This window comes from Exiguobacterium sp. S3 (genome assembly GCF_018617295.1).
GTDB lineage: Bacteria > Bacillota > Bacilli > Exiguobacteriales > Exiguobacteriaceae > Exiguobacterium > Exiguobacterium profundum.
In genome coordinates, this window is record NZ_JACSJW010000003.1 from 78,283 (window position 1) to 93,477 (window position 15,195).

The 15,195-nt window shown below is 47.8% G+C and carries 15 protein-coding genes and 1 riboswitch; of the genes, 6 read left to right on the forward strand and 9 right to left on the reverse strand.

The window, feature by feature from the left end; all coding sequences use genetic code 11:
• Positions 1 to 55: 55 nt before the first annotated feature.
• From KNO65_RS09130 to KNO65_RS15850, 5 genes are read right to left on the reverse strand one after another with little or no spacing between them, the layout of a single operon-like run.
• On the reverse strand, positions 56 to 1,135 hold the full coding sequence (locus KNO65_RS09130) for a universal stress protein (RefSeq protein WP_214783541.1): 1,080 nt from the start codon (positions 1,133 to 1,135) through the stop codon (positions 56 to 58).
• Entirely contained in the window at positions 1,135 to 1,626 is a 492-nt protein-coding gene (locus KNO65_RS09135; protein ID WP_214783544.1) for a potassium-transporting ATPase subunit C, read from the reverse strand. Before KNO65_RS09135 ends, KNO65_RS09130 begins: the two co-directional genes overlap by 1 nt.
• A 10-nt stretch (positions 1,627 to 1,636) precedes the next feature.
• Entirely contained in the window at positions 1,637 to 3,658 is a 2,022-nt protein-coding gene (gene kdpB / locus KNO65_RS09140) for a potassium-transporting ATPase subunit KdpB (protein ID WP_214783547.1), read from the reverse strand.
• Between the two features lie 19 nt (positions 3,659 to 3,677).
• Positions 3,678 to 5,315: a potassium-transporting ATPase subunit KdpA gene (kdpA, locus tag KNO65_RS09145; RefSeq protein ID WP_214783550.1), complete on the reverse strand. Its 1,638-nt coding sequence runs from the start codon at positions 5,313 to 5,315 to the stop codon at positions 3,678 to 3,680.
• Positions 5,316 to 5,337: 22 nt separating this feature from the next.
• On the reverse strand, positions 5,338 to 5,436 hold the full coding sequence (locus KNO65_RS15850) for a potassium-transporting ATPase subunit F (RefSeq protein WP_214783553.1): 99 nt from the start codon (positions 5,434 to 5,436) through the stop codon (positions 5,338 to 5,340).
• Between the two features lie 192 nt (positions 5,437 to 5,628).
• Positions 5,629 to 5,771: riboswitch (cyclic di-AMP (ydaO/yuaA leader) on the reverse strand.
• Between the two features lie 398 nt (positions 5,772 to 6,169).
• On the opposite strand from KNO65_RS15850, the gene KNO65_RS09155 reads away from it, so the two are divergent.
• The 3 genes from KNO65_RS09155 (at position 6,170) to KNO65_RS09165 (ending at position 8,064) form a co-directional block, all read left to right on the forward strand.
• Complete coding sequence (locus tag KNO65_RS09155; RefSeq protein WP_214783556.1) at positions 6,170 to 6,790, forward strand: DedA family protein; 621 nt, start codon at positions 6,170 to 6,172, stop codon at positions 6,788 to 6,790.
• A gap of 107 nt (positions 6,791 to 6,897) precedes the next feature.
• A complete protein-coding gene (locus tag KNO65_RS09160) occupies positions 6,898 to 7,815 on the forward strand; it encodes a TerC family protein (protein ID WP_031422317.1) in 918 nt (305 codons plus the stop codon).
• A gap of 87 nt (positions 7,816 to 7,902) precedes the next feature.
• The gene (locus KNO65_RS09165) at positions 7,903 to 8,064 is read left to right on the forward strand and encodes a hypothetical protein (protein WP_214779715.1); all 162 of its coding nucleotides are present in this window, start codon (positions 7,903 to 7,905) and stop codon (positions 8,062 to 8,064) included.
• 44 nt (positions 8,065 to 8,108) lie between these two features.
• Here the strand turns inward: KNO65_RS09165 and KNO65_RS09170 are convergent, their stop codons facing one another.
• Both KNO65_RS09170 and KNO65_RS09175 read right to left on the reverse strand, forming a co-directional pair.
• A complete protein-coding gene (locus KNO65_RS09170) occupies positions 8,109 to 8,825 on the reverse strand; it encodes a peptidoglycan DD-metalloendopeptidase family protein (RefSeq protein WP_214783559.1) in 717 nt (238 codons plus the stop codon).
• 199 nt (positions 8,826 to 9,024) lie between these two features.
• Positions 9,025 to 9,501 carry a DUF305 domain-containing protein gene (locus KNO65_RS09175; RefSeq protein WP_214783562.1) on the reverse strand — a complete coding sequence of 159 codons (477 nt, stop codon included), beginning with the start codon at positions 9,499 to 9,501 and terminating at the stop codon, positions 9,025 to 9,027.
• A 165-nt stretch (positions 9,502 to 9,666) separates the two neighbouring features.
• Here KNO65_RS09175 and KNO65_RS09180 point away from each other — a divergent pair, with 165 nt between their 5' ends.
• From KNO65_RS09180 to KNO65_RS09190, 3 genes are read left to right on the forward strand one after another with little or no spacing between them, the layout of a single operon-like run.
• A complete protein-coding gene (locus KNO65_RS09180) occupies positions 9,667 to 10,008 on the forward strand; it encodes a hypothetical protein (RefSeq protein WP_214783565.1) in 342 nt (113 codons plus the stop codon).
• A gap of 21 nt (positions 10,009 to 10,029) precedes the next feature.
• Positions 10,030 to 10,704 (forward strand): response regulator transcription factor, encoded by a 675-nt coding sequence (locus KNO65_RS09185; protein ID WP_214783568.1) that lies wholly within the window; start codon positions 10,030 to 10,032, stop codon positions 10,702 to 10,704.
• Positions 10,701 to 12,110 (forward strand): sensor histidine kinase, encoded by a 1,410-nt coding sequence (locus tag KNO65_RS09190; RefSeq protein WP_214783571.1) that lies wholly within the window; start codon positions 10,701 to 10,703, stop codon positions 12,108 to 12,110. The genes KNO65_RS09185 and KNO65_RS09190 overlap by 4 nt, the downstream gene beginning before the upstream one ends.
• 17 nt (positions 12,111 to 12,127) lie before the next feature.
• On the opposite strand, the gene KNO65_RS09195 is transcribed toward KNO65_RS09190, so the two are convergent.
• On the reverse strand, positions 12,128 to 13,072 hold the full coding sequence (locus tag KNO65_RS09195; RefSeq protein ID WP_214783574.1) for a F510_1955 family glycosylhydrolase: 945 nt from the start codon (positions 13,070 to 13,072) through the stop codon (positions 12,128 to 12,130).
• Between the two features lie 58 nt (positions 13,073 to 13,130).
• Positions 13,131 to 15,143, reverse strand: coding sequence for a heavy metal translocating P-type ATPase (locus KNO65_RS09200; protein WP_214783577.1), 2,013 nt, complete (start codon positions 15,141 to 15,143; stop codon positions 13,131 to 13,133).
• Between the last annotated feature and the right edge of the window lie 52 nt (positions 15,144 to 15,195).

The following is a 15,195-nucleotide window of genomic DNA, read 5'->3' on the forward strand; positions in this document are numbered from 1 at the left end:
CCCCTCCTTTGTTCGCATGATTCACTCTTCCCGTTCATACGACCCGTCACACCTGTCACGTTTGATCCGAGACGATATGGATGTCCACCTGCTTCAATTCCCGCATGATGACATTCACAATCGACCCGCGCATGACTTCTTGCCAGCGTGTCCGTGCTGATTGTCCAAGAATCAATTGGGTAATGCGTTTTTCTCGTGCCGCAGTCGTTAAACTCTTCGTTAGTTCTTTCCTCGGTACATTCAAGACAATCACTTCTGCCTGGAATGATGCACCTTGCTCTCGAACTTCTTTTAGAATGGCAGTCTGCTCAGGTGTCAATTTTCTCTCCTCACCATGGAGGACAGACAAGATATAAAGTTTCGCTTTGAGTCGACTTGCCATGCGAAATCCTCGATAAATCAAATGTCTCGCATTGTCATTGAGCTGAATACAGACCATGATCCGCTCTTGGAGGAGCGTCGGATCAGACACCACATTTTTTCGGGTTCGATAGACTTGATCATCGACTTCATCCGCTACTTGTCGAAGCGCAATCTCACGCAGACTCGATAGATTGGTCAGCGTAAAAAATGACGACAGACTTTGTTCAATTTTGTCCGGTCGATAAATCTTCCCTTGTCTCATCCGCTCTTGTAACGTCTGCGGTGTCACATCGACGAGCAGAATTTCATCAGCCTGATTGAGGAACAGATCTGGAATCCGTTCTCTTACCTCTACGCCGGTGATGCCTTTCACGGTCAACAGTAGACTCTCAAAATGCTGAATATTCACGGCCGCATATACATCGATTCCGTTCTCTAACAACACCTGCACGTCCTGGTATCGCTTTGCCCGCACTGAGCCTGGGGCATTCGTATGAGCCAACTCATCAACGAGGACGATATCAGGATGAAGCAATAAGATGGTCTCGACGTCTAACTCTTTCAGTTCGTGTCCTTTATAAAATAGCGAAAGAAGAGGGACGATTGGCAAATCGCCAATCATCGCCTCTGTTTCTCTCCGTCCATGTGTCTCAATCAATCCAATGATGACCGAGACCCCTTCTTGCTGTCGGGCTCTTGCGTCTGCCAACATTTTATACGTTTTACCAACACCCGGTGCGGCTCCGATATAAAGTCGAAGTTTACCTCGCATCAGTTCAACTCATCGAGTGCAAGATTCATCATCAAGACATTGACGTACGATTCACCGTCAGCCGTGTTTTGAATGACGGCTTCGACTTCAGCCGTCGCCATCGAACGTGCATCGCTGATACGATCGACTTGTGACATCGCATGTTCCATCGAGATATGCGGATCCAGTCCAGATCCGGATGTCTCAATCGCTCCCGGAAGTTCGGGATCGTGTTTCGGACGGTCTGGATTACTTTCTGCCATGTTATCGCCGCCCGATTGACCAGTAAGTTGATCGACTGCCGTTGGTCGGCCGTGGAAGTAATCTTCCGAAACGAAAGGTTGCGCGATCCACTTTGATCCAATCTGTTCACCATCGCGTTCAATCAAACTACCTTCAGCTTGACTCGGAAATAGTGCCTGACCTGCTACTGTTAAAGCGAGTGGATAAGCCACACCGCATAAGATCATCGTCAAACTGACGACGATACCTGCTTGTTTTATAGAAGACATTCGGTCCACCTCACATGAATAAGTTTAAGACGATGTCGAGCGCTTTGATTCCCAAAAACGGGACAATCACACCACCGACACCATAAACGAGTAAATTTCGACGTAACAACTTCTCGGGACCGACCGGGTCGTAACGAACCCCTTTCATTGCAACCGGAATAAGAAGTGGAATAATCAAGGCGTTAAAGAGGAGCGCGGCCAAGATGGCTGACTCAGGTGAGCCGAGACGCATCACGTTCAACCAATCCATCTCTGGGATAAAAGCGACGAACATAGCCGGCAAGATGGCGAAGTATTTGGCCACATCGTTCGCAATCGAGAACGTCGTCAAAGCCCCGCGTGTCATCAGTAACTGCTTACCGATTTCGACCACTTCAATGATTTTGGTCGGATCCGAATCTAAATCAATCATATTCGCCGCTTCTTTCGCGGCCTGTGTCCCCGAGTTCATGGCGAGACCGACGTCTGCCTGCGCAATTGCCGGGGCATCATTCGTCCCGTCTCCTGTCATGGCGACAAGGTGACCTGCTTTTTGTTCGGCTTTGATGACGCGAATCTTGTCTTCTGGTTTACACTCCGCTACGAATTCATCAACACCGGCTTCATGTGCAATCGTCGCGGCCGTCAACGGATTATCTCCCGTGCACATGATGGTCTTGATTCCCATTTGACGCAAACGATCAAAACGTTCACGCATGCCTGGTTTCACCGTATCTTTCAAATGAATGACGCCGAGGATACGAGCATCTTCTGAGATGACGAGCGGTGTCCCCCCTTCTTGTGAAATCGCATCGACTTGCTCCTGTAAGTCGCTCGGAATCATTCCACCTTGAGCACTCACCCAGTCCATGATGGCGGACGCTGCACCTTTTCGGACGCATCGACCGTCTGCCAAGTCGAGTCCCGACATACGTGTTTCTGCTTTAAATGGAATGATGACTGCATCTTGTTTCGGTGACTCATCTAGTTCTCCCCAGCGTTCTTTCGCGAGCGTCAATACCGATCGGCCTTCCGGCGTCTCGTCTTCAAGCGATGTCAACACGGCGACTCCAAGCGCTTGTGAAGCTGTGACACCTTCTACTGGGACGACTTCAAACGCCATCCGGTTTCCGAACGTGATGGTCCCCGTCTTGTCTAAAATGATGGTTCGAATGTCCCCGGCTGCCTCGACGGCTTTCCCACTCATCGCAATGACATTGAATCGCGTGACCCGGTCCATCCCGGCAATCCCGATAGCTGATAAGAGTCCACCGATCGTTGTCGGAATGAGACAAACGAGAAGTGCAATTAAGATGGGTGGTGACAATTGAAACCCGAGATAGCTCGTAAACGCAGGGAGTGTCAACACGACGAGTAAGAAAATCATACTGAGCGAGACGAGCAACAGCGAAAGTGCGATTTCGTTTGGTGTCTTTTGGCGCTTCGCCCCCTCGACAAGGGTAATCATCTGGTCGAGGAACGATTCGCCCGGATTGCTTGTAATCTCGACCTCAATTCGGTCACTGACGACAAGCGTTCCTCCGATGACGGAAGAGAAGTCTCCGCCCGACTCTTTGATGACCGGTGCGGATTCTCCTGTAATCGCCGACTCATCAATCGACGCCAATCCGGCGATGATTTCGCCATCTCCCGGTACATAATCTCCGGCGCGCACTTCGACACGGTCTCCTTTTCGGAGGAGCGACGAAGCGACTTCCTCTATCCCTTCTTTCATAATTCGGCGTGCCATCACATCATTCTTTGAGGCTCGAAGGGTTGCTGCCTGCGCCTTGCCCCGTCCTTCTGCAATCGCTTCGGCAAAATTGGCGAACCATAGCGTGACGAGCAAAATGAGCGTCACTGCCAAGTGAAAACCTCGCATCTCATCTGACATGATGGTATAGACGAGTGATAATAAAAACCCACCCCATACGAGGAACATGACCGGTTGTTTTACCATCATTCGTGGATCTAGTTTTTTGACTCCGTCCCACATGGCAGGAACAATCAAGCTCGTGTCAAAACGGCGAGTCTGTTTTTCTAGTTCATTCATCTTCTATTCTCTCCTATATTCAACGTATCATGAGCCATTCGGCGAATGGTCCAAGCAACAATACTGGTAAAAAGGTCAAGGCACCGACAATGACAATCACACCGAACAGAAGTGATGTAAATAGCGGCGTGTCGGTCCGAAGAGCCCCATCCTCTGTTACATATGGTTTCATTTGGAGACTGCCTGCCAGTGCAATCATGAATAAAAGCGGGATATATCGACCGAAGAACATCGCAAAGCCTGCCGTGACATTCCAAAACGGCTTCGCATCCAACAACCCTTCGTATCCGGATCCGTTGTTGGCGACAGCGGATGTATACTCATACAAGATTTGTGAAATCCCGTGAGGTCCCGCATTCGTGATGGCGTCTTGTCCTGGCTGTACAACGAGCGCCAAAGCCGTAAATCCTAAAATAAGGAGTGGCGAGACAAGAAGCGTTAACGCGACAAGTTTCATCTCGCGGCCCTCGATTTTCTTGCCGAGCACGCTTGGCGTCTGTCCAATCAAGAGGGCCGCGACAAAAATGGTGATGATCACATACATCATCAAGTTCATGAAACCGGCACCGACCCCACCGAAAACAACGTTCAGCATCATATTTCCCATCAAGATGATTCCGCTAAGAGATGGAAGCGAGTCGTGCATCGCATTGACAGCACCGGTCTCCGCAGCTGTCGTCACCGCGCCGTAAAGCGCTGTACCAATTCCCCCGAAGCGCATCTCTTGTCCATGTAAAGACGGGTTCGCATACAACGTGGCGTACATGAATACTGTTCCAATGACGAACAAGAAAAGCATGACACCAAAGTAAAGGAATCCTTGTTTTCGTTTCTTCGCCATCGACCCGTATATGAACGGCAATGACATCGGTAATAAGAGCATCAAGAAAAGATGGATGTAATTCGTCCACTTGCTTGGGTTTTCAAATGGATGCGCACCATTTACCGCATAGTAGCCCCCACCGTTATTCCCGAGCTGTTTGATGACCTCAAACGATGCGACCGGTCCCCGTTGAATCGTTTGGCTCGCTCCTTCGAGCGTCGTGACGACAGCATTCGGACTAAGGGTTTGCGGGACACCAAACGCAATCAACCACATACCGAAGAATAGGCTGATTGGTAAGAGCACGTACACGATGACGCGTACAAAGTCGAAATAGAACTGACCAATCGGCTTACCGAGAATCCCTCGAATGAATGCCAACGCCATCGTAAATGCCATCGTCGGTGCCACGAACATGAGTGTCGAGAGGACGAACATCTGTGATAAGTGAGAGAGTGCCTCACCTGAATAGTGCTGTTGGTCTGTATTCGTCATAAAACTGATGACCGTATGGAAGGCTAGATGCCAGTCTAAGTTGACGGCCCCGTTCGGATTGAAGGGCAACACCCCTTGAAAGCGAAGCAACACATAACCAATCAATAAGAATAGCAAATTGAGTGTCAAAAAATCTTTTGCGTAGCCAAACCATGATTGTTTCTCACGCTCATTTATTCGAATCCGACGTGTGATCCTCGTCTCGAGCGCTTTCCCTACATAGTTTGGTCGTTCTTGAATCGGTACAAATCGTCTTCCGACGTAACCGCCTAAAAAGGCACTAGCTGTCATCGTGATTGCGATGAGCAGACTCAATGTGATGATGAATGTAACCCACATCGTTCGTCATTCTCCTCTATCCTTAAAATTTTTCAGGTTTTAGTAATGCAACGGTTAAGTAAGCGAGATACCCAATTTCAATTGCCAAAAGCACGATATACATGTCGTCACCCCTGTTCATTCCAATGCATCCGGTCAATCGAACGAATCATCACGTTCATGGACGCCACTAAACCAATCAGTAAAGCGATTGCGAATAAATCAGTCATTTTAATAACCTCTTTTTTCATTTTTTAACTTAATTTAACATCTAAAACGAACAAAAAACCACAGGAGCAAGAAACGGCTCCAGTGGCATATCACTGCATGAGTCGGATCCCCCTAATAACGCCTACGAGGTTAGCTGTCGGATTCGGGCTTGCCTAGGTTGGCCCTACCTCACTTGAGGATTCACCCCAGTCCAGATTGGACAGTGGGTCCCCCGCTTCCGTCTCCGGAACTCGGCGAAAAGATTTCAACAATACGTATGAAGTTGATGAGATGGATGTTACGCCGATTCAAAATGACTGTAAATAACTTTTCACAAAAAATTTTTTAACTTAAATTGTCAGATTTATCCGAATGATTTTTGTGAAAGGAATATGATTATTTATAAGTTTTTTTATTCCTAGTTTCTTCATACTTAATTTGTAGTTCAGAAAATCACGCATCGAAGTCACTCCGTATATTTGTGGTCACTTCTGCGATATATGTAAGAATAATCACTTTCAAGTGAGTTTGACCTTGAAATTAATCTTTCGTGACATCAAAAAAATCGTTTAAAAACACTTTACATCTTAGGATGGATGTCCAAATCGTCGTCATTCGACTTATTGTTGATGGAGAATATGAATTAGGTAGGAGACGATCACGGTATGGAGCAATGGATTCAACAAGTCATTGAACAGTTTGGTTATTTCGGAGTCATGCTTCTCATTTTTATTGAGAATGTGTTCCCCCCAATCCCATCCGAGTTAATCTTAATTTTCGGCGGTTTTTTCACAACAACTACCACACTCAATCCTCTTTGGATGATTGTTGTGGCAACAGTCGGAGCACTCCTCGGTGCCGTCGTCCTTTATGGGATTGGACTTTTACTGGACCGAGAACGTCTCGAGTCATTCATCACCCGCTACGGCAAAAGACTTTATCTGAAAATAGAAGATGTTCGAATGGCCGATCGCTGGTTTGATCGATTCGGTCCAAAATTAGTATTCTTTGGCCGATTCGTTCCCGTCGTACGCAGTTTGATTTCGATTCCAGCCGGTATGTCGAATATGCCGTTCCTTCAATTTATCGTGTTGACGACATGCGGGACGCTCATTTGGAATACGGTACTTATTTTTATTGGTGTTGTAGTCGGTGAGAATTGGCAAGTTTGGTTAGGGTACATCGAAATGTATTCACATGTGATGTATATGTTTTTGGGATTCACAATACTCGCTGTTGTCGGTTGGACGGCTCGCATCGTGTTAAAAAGACGCTCTACACATTGACCACTCCATTTCGAGTGGTTTTTTTATTTCATGCTTGACTTTAAGTTCTTATGAACTTAAATTAAATATATAGAAGTTCATACGACCTTAAAAAGGAGGAATTGTTGTTGACCCTACTCATCGGGTTTTTACTCATCGTCATCTTCATGCTCGCACTTGACCTCGGGGTGTTCCACCGTAAAGCACACGAAGTCTCGCTCCGCGAGGCGTGGACATGGACGTTTGTCTGGATTGGGATTGCCATCGCATTCGGAGGATGGTTGTTCTTCACGCAAGGAAGTACAGCCGCAACGGAATATGCGAGCGTCTACTTTATCGAAAAGGCACTCGCGATCGATAATGTCTTCGTCTTTTCACTTGTTTTCGCCTATTTCGCCATTCCACTCAAGTATCAACATAAGGTACTGTTCTGGGGGATTCTCGGAGCGATTTTCTTCCGTGCCGTCTTCATCGTCGCTGGGGTATCCCTTTTAGAAAACTTCGGTTGGGTCTACTACGTGTTCGGAGCATTCCTCGTTTATACAGGATGGATGATGTATAAGAATATCGGGAAAGACGAGTCACTTGAAGAAAACAAGACGATTCGTTGGCTCGAGCGACGCCTTCCCATCACACAAGATATCTCATCTGGAAAATTCACGAAGCGCATCAACGGGAAGTTGTTCTTCACGCCACTCTTCATCGCGCTCATCTTCATCGAATTGTCGGATATCGTCTTCGCTGTCGATTCAGTCGCTGCAAGTTTTGCGTATTCACGTGACCCGTATATCATCTTCTATGCGAACATCATGGCGATTCTCGGACTTCGTAGTCTCTACTTCGTCCTCGCCAACTTGATCGACCGCTTCTACTATTTGAAACACGGTCTCAGCTTCATGCTCGTCTTCATCGGGGCGAAGATGATTTTGGGGGATGTATACAAGATGCCGATTTGGATGTCTCTTGGAACCATCGTTCTCGTCATCTTGATTAGCGTGCTCTATAGTTTCTACAAAACGAAACCTGGTTCGTCCAAACACGTATAATGAATCAATCAGTCCATTTCGTCGGTGTTCTTTCTTTGAAAATCGGGTAATCATTGAGGTGCACAATTACAGAAAAGGGGATTCACTATGTTTGATCGGATTGGCCTCATGAGTATCGGTCTCGTCTTCGGGATTATCCTCATGTTACTCTTCAACAACCTGTTCGGATTGGTGTTCGGTGTCGTCCTTGGTATCAGCCTCATCGCTGCCAACCAAATTGAGCGGAACAAACAAACGACGTGGCATTAACTAAAAAGCACGCGCCCCAATTATGGTGAGCGCGTGCTTTTATGTCAGAACATCGTATACGGATTGATACTGTTGGCAGGAGATGAACTGCTATACACATAGCTGTTCCGATGCACTTCGAAGTGGAGGTGATTCCCGAACGAGTTCCCGGTATTCCCTACCGTTCCAATTGTTGCACCTTTTGCTAGCGTCTGTCCTGTGACGACATTGAGACGATCGAGGTGTGCATATACTGTGATGTATGTTTGGCCGTTCAACTGATGGCTCATCATGACGTGGTTACCGTAAGCCCCATAATTCCGAGAAACGATGACTTTTCCATAAGCGGCTGACACGACCGGTGTTCCTTTTGGAGCAGCCAAGTCGATGCCGTTATGGAACGTGTAGCCGTACTGCCCACTCGCGGGACCATACTTTTGTGTCAACGTCCCTTTTGTTGGGATGATCATTTTCGCAGTCGATGTCGTTGAAAGCGTGGAGACACTGTACTTCTTCACATATGTACTGGATACGTAGCGGGATGTCCCGTTGAAATTGATTTTTGTCCATCCCCCGCTCACGCCGAGATATTTGAACGACTGTCCCAACTTCGCGCTACCGACGATTGCATACGTCGTGCCCGGGCCCGAACGGACGTTTAAACTGTTGGTCGTGACTTTGACATAATACGTGGTGGCTGCTTCAGCCGGAGTACCTGCCGGAGTGAAGATTCCGACTGTGAGAAGAACGGCACAGAAAAGAGAGAGTATCTTTCGTTTCATGATGTGGTAAATCCTTTCAATTATGTATTTAAATTTTTATTTTTTATATTATCTAACTGAAAAAATTTTACCACCAAAACGAACCGACAAATATGTCATTTATATTTCAAATAAAGGAAAACAAATTCTAACTTACTTTCTTTATTTTTCCTTTTCAACGTATAAAAAATACACAGCCGATTTCGACTGTGCATATCTGTCATTCCTCATTTTCCTCTGCATTCTCTTCTTCATCCTCTAAATCTTGAATCAACTGTTTCATCTCTTCAATTTCACGGCGCTGTGCCTTGATGATTTCTTCAGACAATTCTTTCACACGTGGGTCTTCAATTTCAGCGCGCTCACTTGTCAAAATGGCAATCGAGTGGTGAGGGATCATCGCTTTCATCCAACTGACATCATCGACGGTCGTCTGGCTTCTAACGAGCCAGAGCGAGGCACTGAAGACGAGGGCACTGACCCCAAGGATGATAAAGTTAACTGGTTTATTCTTATACATCCCCCACATGAAGAGAAGCATGACAAACGCCATGACCGATCCCATGATGAGTGCCATGTACAACCTCGTCTGACTAAAGAAGATATGATTGAATTGAAAGACGTTCAAATACATGAGCCAATACATAATGAAGGTCGAGACCGCAATCATGATTCCAAATTTACCGTACTGTTTCATCTTGTTCACCCTTTCTTGTGATGCGTGTAAAAATACTTTTTCCTACTTGTATCAGGCTCAAACCTATGTGTTTCTAAGCCAGACCAGGTTCTAAGAGGGTTTCACTTCTTTTTCACAAACGTCGGGTACACTAGTGAAATTGAGACCATGCAAGGAAGGAGAACGATGATGCAAGAGCTGACATTGCGTGACGTACTGGCAACACTGGATTCTGTTTTATCTTGGTCCTATCTCGATCACCCAGAAGAAATGACAATTCGCGGCATCGGAACGACACCAGAGAAAATTAAAAAAATGTTTTTATATATATGCAAGCGCCCGATCAATGAACGTGGCGTTGATTTAGTGAGGGCCGCCATCCGAAATGGCGCAGTGGCCATCGTCACAGATCGACCGATTGATGCGAGAGTACCCGTCATTTACTGTCGCGACGTTGCAAGCGCTCACGAACAACTGCAGACTCTTTTCGCCACGGAAGGAAATCACATGAAGCGTGCGGAACGATAATGAAGGAAGGAGGGATATGAGATGAAGATCCTCATTGTAGACGATGAAGAGAAAATGAGACATTTGATTCGTCTGTTTCTTGAAAGCGATGGGTACGCTTGCATCGAGGCAAATGATGCCCGCTCCGCACTCGATCAGATTGAAGCGCGTCCGGACCTCATCCTCTTAGATATTATGATGCCAGAAGTGGACGGCATCTCACTTTGTCGTCAGTTGAAAACGATGTATCCGGCATTACCCGTCGTCTTGTTGACGGCACGTTCAGACAACGAGACGACCATTCAAGGACTAGATGCCGGAGCGGATGACTACGTCACAAAGCCATTTGATGGAAATGTGTTGCTCGCTCGAATTCGAGCCGTCCTTCGAAGAAGTCGGGTCGTCAACCTACAATACGGTCCACTCCGTTACGATGAAGAGAGCGGGCGCATCTTATACGAAGAACAGGAAATCATTCTGACGCCAAAAGCAACAGCCATCTTGAAGCTATTTCTTCAGCACCCGAATCGTTTGTTCAATCGTTTAGATTTGTATGACCTCGTCTGGCCGTATTCCGCCGAATCGGACCCCCGTACAGTCGATGCACACATACGCATGATTCGAGAAAAGTTAGGGGACGCAGGCTTTCCAATCGATGATTATTTGAAGACGGTATGGGGACGTGGGTATCGATGGACCGAGGAGCGTTCCGGATGAGACGCAGTCGTAACAGCTTACCGTTCCGAATCAGCCTCGTCTTCCTGTTGTCTACGTTGTTGATTGAAGGAGTCTTATTCTTGCTCCTTTACCACACACTACTTGGGGAACGCGTGACAGAAGAAGTCCATCGATTAGAATCACGAGCTGAGAGTCATGCGAATGTATTGGCGATGAACTTTTCCGAAGAGACAATCGGTCATGTGGCTACCATGGAAAGTGAGACGGACACAAAAGTTGCCATCACTGACCCAGCACATGACCTTCTTCAAACGTCCCGTTCTTTTCCACAGGTACTAGTCGATACCGTCGAAACGAAACGACGTACAGGTCCATTCGATGATACGACTGTTCTAGAGGACGACTGGGAAAACGAGCCGTATTTAAGAGTTCGTACGCCGATCACGGATGATCTTAATACACGGTATGGGTACGTCTACATGTTTTTACCGACTGAGATCATTCATGGAATCAGTCATCGCCTTCAGTTGCGATTTCTGTATATCACGGCCATCGCACTGGTGACGACCGTGCTGACCTTCATCCTGCTGAGCCGCCTCATTTCGAAACCAATTCAGTCACTGAAACAAGCGACCGAGAACGTACTGACGAACCCCGATAACCTACAGCTACCAACGAATCGCGTTGACGAAATCGGTGAGTTGGCTCGCTCCATCGAGGCCATGTCCGTGGAGTTGGCTCGCTTACGTCGCGAACGACATCAATTTTTGTCCGATCTCTCACATGAAATCAAGACCCCTCTCACTTATTTGAGGGGATATGCCGAGATCGCTTCGAAAGAAAGCACACCTGAACCGCTACGCAATCAATCCATCCAGACAATCTTAGATGAGAGTCGCTCGCTCACAGAACTGGTGGAAAATGCGTTTCAATTGGCTCAACTCGACGAAAACACGTTCTTGTTACATCGAGAAGAAGTGTCTGTCACGACGTTTTGTGAGGATTTACGACGAATGCTCGATACGATGTTCCGAATGACGACGATTCGGTTCGCTGCTTCTCCGAACATAGAACAAGCAGACATCACGCTCACATTGGATCGACATCGCATGCTTCAGGTCTTCCGGTCCATTGCCCACAACGCGATTCAGCATAGTGAGGCGACACATGTTTCACTTCATTCTACTACTTCAGACGCTTATCTCGTCTTGACCATCACTGACGACGGAAAGGGAATTCCTGAAGAAGATCTCCCACACATTTTCGACCGTCTATACCGTGTTGAAAAATCACGATCTCGTCAAACTGGTGGAAGCGGACTCGGACTCGCCATCGCCAAGCAAATCGTCACACGGCATGGTGGGACGTTGACGGTATCTTCGGATACAACAGGTACCTCGTTCACCGTCGCCCTACCACTCGGCAAAAAGACGCCTCTCCAGTAATGGAAAGGCGTCTTTCGTCAGTCGAGTTCACCTGCATCAAGTTGTGTCTGCCACTTCTCGTCTATGAGCTCATATACGCTATTGTTAGATGTGACGAGCAGCATGCGCTCCTCTTTGATCGCCAATTTGATCGGCACAGCATCCGCTTGAAACTCTGGAAGATTGAACGTCTCTGTCGACCCATCGTCTAGATTGAAACGAACCCCTTCGAAAGAACCATCTGTCTGTCGTACGTATGCCAACTGCCCCTCATCCGCTCCGACCGTAATCACCTCTTCTGATTCAACGAGTGGCTCGAACGAATCTCCAAAGTCATTCGAAACGAGGATGCCGGACGGCCCATACAGGAAGACGCGCGCCGCTTCCGTCGCGTCGGCGACAATCCCTGCCACCTGCTCACCCTCTACCCCAGATCCTCGCATCGACTCGAACGATCTTCCGCCATCGTCCGAACGATAGAATCCAGGTTCTAGCTCTGACGTCGCTTCCTCAAGGTAGACGTACAACATTTCCGTCGCATAACCCGCACTCATGTAATGAAAGTCTGCCTCTCCCTCCAGTGCCCGTACGTCTAATGTCATGCCATGGTCTTTCCCGTATAACACACCGAGTGGATTTTGGAAGTCGGTACGTCGGTCGGGATGACCACTTGCATAAAAACCATCCTCGACGAGTTCGAATCCCATATAGTCATGGCGATTCGTCAGAAGTGTATACCAGCCATCTTCACGATATTCCATCAATCCGGCATGCGTTGCAATGACCGGACGGTTATCGTCTTGCCAAAATCCAGCCCCGTGAATATGAGAAACCGTTTCATCGGATCCCACACGCTGCCACTCGTCATTTGTAGTTGTCGTCACGTTCTCGGATTGACTCGTGTCCGACGGTGCTTCTTCCGTCCCACAAGCCGTTAAAAGCAGTGGAGTCAGGAATAGTGATAGTATCAACATTCGTTTCATCTTAATCCCTCCATCTCTAGCATCCCGTCTAGCATACGTGCCAAAGATGAAAGAATTGTTAAATCTTCAGAAGTCGGGCGTTGATGGCGACAATCACGGTGCTTAAGCTCATCAAGACGGCACCGACAGCCGGGGACAAGATGATACCAATCGGGGCGAGTACCCCTGCTGCAAGCGGGATGGCGACGATATTATACCCTGCGGCCCACCATAAGTTTTGAATCATCTTTCGATATGTGTTCTGTGAAAGTTCTAAAATCGATAGCACATCTTTCGGATTACTGCGGACAAGAACGATGTCAGCCGTCTCAACAGCAACGTCCGTCCCGCTACCGATTGCAATACCGACATCCGCTTGTGCCAGCGCCGGAGCGTCATTGATTCCATCCCCGACCATCGCTACTTTGCTGCCATCTTTTTGGACGTCTTTCACTTGGTTCGCCTTGTCGTCCGGTAATACTTCAGCATACACGTCATCGATACCGAGCTGACGCGCCACCCAATGTGCGACCTTCTCGTTGTCACCCGTCAACATGATGGAACGGATACCTTTTTCACGAAGTGCCTCGACGGTCTCCTTCGCTTCTTCCCGTACTAAATCGGCCATCGCAATCATCCCGACCCATTCCCCGTCCTTCAAAACAAAGACGACGGTCTTTCCTTCTCGCGAGAGTCGTGCAAACGTCTCCTCATCCATTTGGATGTGTTGAGCGCGGATATATCGCGGACTGACAACTTGAACATGCGCACCGTCAACCGTTCCTTCCAATCCGACACCTGTCATCGAACCAAAGTCGTCGACAGCCGCCAGTTTCAATTCCCGTCTCTCGGCTTCTCTTAAAATCCCTTGCGCGAGAGGATGTTGCGACTCACGCTCAACTGCTCCTGCGAGTTGCAACACGTCTTCTTCTGTATAAGACGAGCTCGCCTGTATGTCCGTGACTCCGAAATTCCCTTCCGTCAGCGTACCGGTCTTATCAAAGATGACGGCATCGAGTCGACGCGCCTCTTCAAATTGAGTTCGATTGCGGATGAGAAGACCTTGTTTCGCCGATAACGCTGTCGAGACGGCGACGACGAGGGGTGTCGCTAGCCCGAGTGCGTGCGGACACGAGATGACCATGACCGTCACCATCCGTTCAACCGCCGTTCCGACCGAATATCCGAGCATGAACCAAACCGTGAACGTGATGACCCCAGCGGCAATTGCGATATAGAACAAATATTTCGCCGCCCGGTTCGCCAGATTTTGAGCCCGCGACTTCGATTTTTGTGCCTCACTCACCAATTCAATCACTTTTGACAAGTACGTGCTTTCTCCCGTACCAATCGTTTCAATCGTCAAGCTCCCTTCTTGGTTAATCGATCCTGCGATCACGTCATCCCCATCGGTTTTTTCAACGGGCATCGATTCCCCGGTCAACATCGACTCATCGATTGTTGTCCGTCCTTTCATGATTTTTCCGTCCACAGGAACCTGTTCCCCCGGTTTAACGAGAATCCGATCTCCTTCCCTCAATTCAGAAATCGGGACGTCCTCCGTTTCTTCCCCATTGATACGATGCGCTTCGTTCGGAAGAAGCTGTACGAGTTGTTCCAACGCGTTCGACGCTCCCATGACAGAACGCATCTCAATCCAATGACCGAGTAGCATGATCACAATCAATGAAGCGAGTTCCCAAAAGAAGTCATGTCCGCTTCCATAGCCAAAGACGACAGCTGCACTATAAAAGTAAGCGACGCTGATCGCCAAGCCAATAAGCATCATCATGCCCGGGCTACGCTCTCTTAACTCTTCCACACTTCCTTTTAAGAACGGCCACCCGCCGTATACATACACAATCGTCGCCAATACAAATAAGATTGTCTTTTCAAACGGAAAATCGAGTTCAAACCGTAGCCATTCTTGAATCATGTCCGATAACAATAAAATCGGAATCATCAGCCCGAGCGATACGAAGAAACGTCGTTTGAAATCGTCAATCATATGCTCGTGTCCGTGTCCGCCATGATGAGACTCGTGACTCTCCTCATGATGTTCATGATGTTGATCGTGCGCATGTTCCATCATTCATCCTCTCCTTTACACGGTTTGTATACCCCTATGCGGTATGCGATTAAAC

What these genes read in the sequence shown, in the direction of transcription:
- KNO65_RS09190 (WP_214783571.1), top strand. Translation starts at nt 10,701, where the DNA reads ATGAGACGCAGTCGTAACAGCTTACCGTTCCGAATCAGCCTCGTCTTC.
- KNO65_RS09130 (WP_214783541.1), bottom strand. Translation starts at nt 1,135, where the DNA reads ATGCGAGGTAAACTTCGACTTTATATCGGAGCCGCACCGGGTGTTGGT.
- KNO65_RS09195 (WP_214783574.1), bottom strand. Translation starts at nt 13,072, where the DNA reads ATGAAACGAATGTTGATACTATCACTATTCCTGACTCCACTGCTTTTA.
- KNO65_RS09155 (WP_214783556.1), top strand. Translation starts at nt 6,170, where the DNA reads ATGGAGCAATGGATTCAACAAGTCATTGAACAGTTTGGTTATTTCGGA.
- KNO65_RS09165 (WP_214779715.1), top strand. Translation starts at nt 7,903, where the DNA reads ATGTTTGATCGGATTGGCCTCATGAGTATCGGTCTCGTCTTCGGGATT.
- KNO65_RS09185 (WP_214783568.1), top strand. Translation starts at nt 10,030, where the DNA reads ATGAAGATCCTCATTGTAGACGATGAAGAGAAAATGAGACATTTGATT.
- KNO65_RS15850 (WP_214783553.1), bottom strand. Translation starts at nt 5,436, where the DNA reads ATGAACAGGGGTGACGACATGTATATCGTGCTTTTGGCAATTGAAATT.
- KNO65_RS09175 (WP_214783562.1), bottom strand. Translation starts at nt 9,501, where the DNA reads ATGAAACAGTACGGTAAATTTGGAATCATGATTGCGGTCTCGACCTTC.
- KNO65_RS09200 (WP_214783577.1), bottom strand. Translation starts at nt 15,143, where the DNA reads ATGATGGAACATGCGCACGATCAACATCATGAACATCATGAGGAGAGT.
- KNO65_RS09170 (WP_214783559.1), bottom strand. Translation starts at nt 8,825, where the DNA reads ATGAAACGAAAGATACTCTCTCTTTTCTGTGCCGTTCTTCTCACAGTC.
- KNO65_RS09180 (WP_214783565.1), top strand. Translation starts at nt 9,667, where the DNA reads ATGATGCAAGAGCTGACATTGCGTGACGTACTGGCAACACTGGATTCT.
- KNO65_RS09135 (WP_214783544.1), bottom strand. Translation starts at nt 1,626, where the DNA reads ATGTCTTCTATAAAACAAGCAGGTATCGTCGTCAGTTTGACGATGATC.
- kdpB (WP_214783547.1), bottom strand. Translation starts at nt 3,658, where the DNA reads ATGAATGAACTAGAAAAACAGACTCGCCGTTTTGACACGAGCTTGATT.
- kdpA (WP_214783550.1), bottom strand. Translation starts at nt 5,315, where the DNA reads ATGTGGGTTACATTCATCATCACATTGAGTCTGCTCATCGCAATCACG.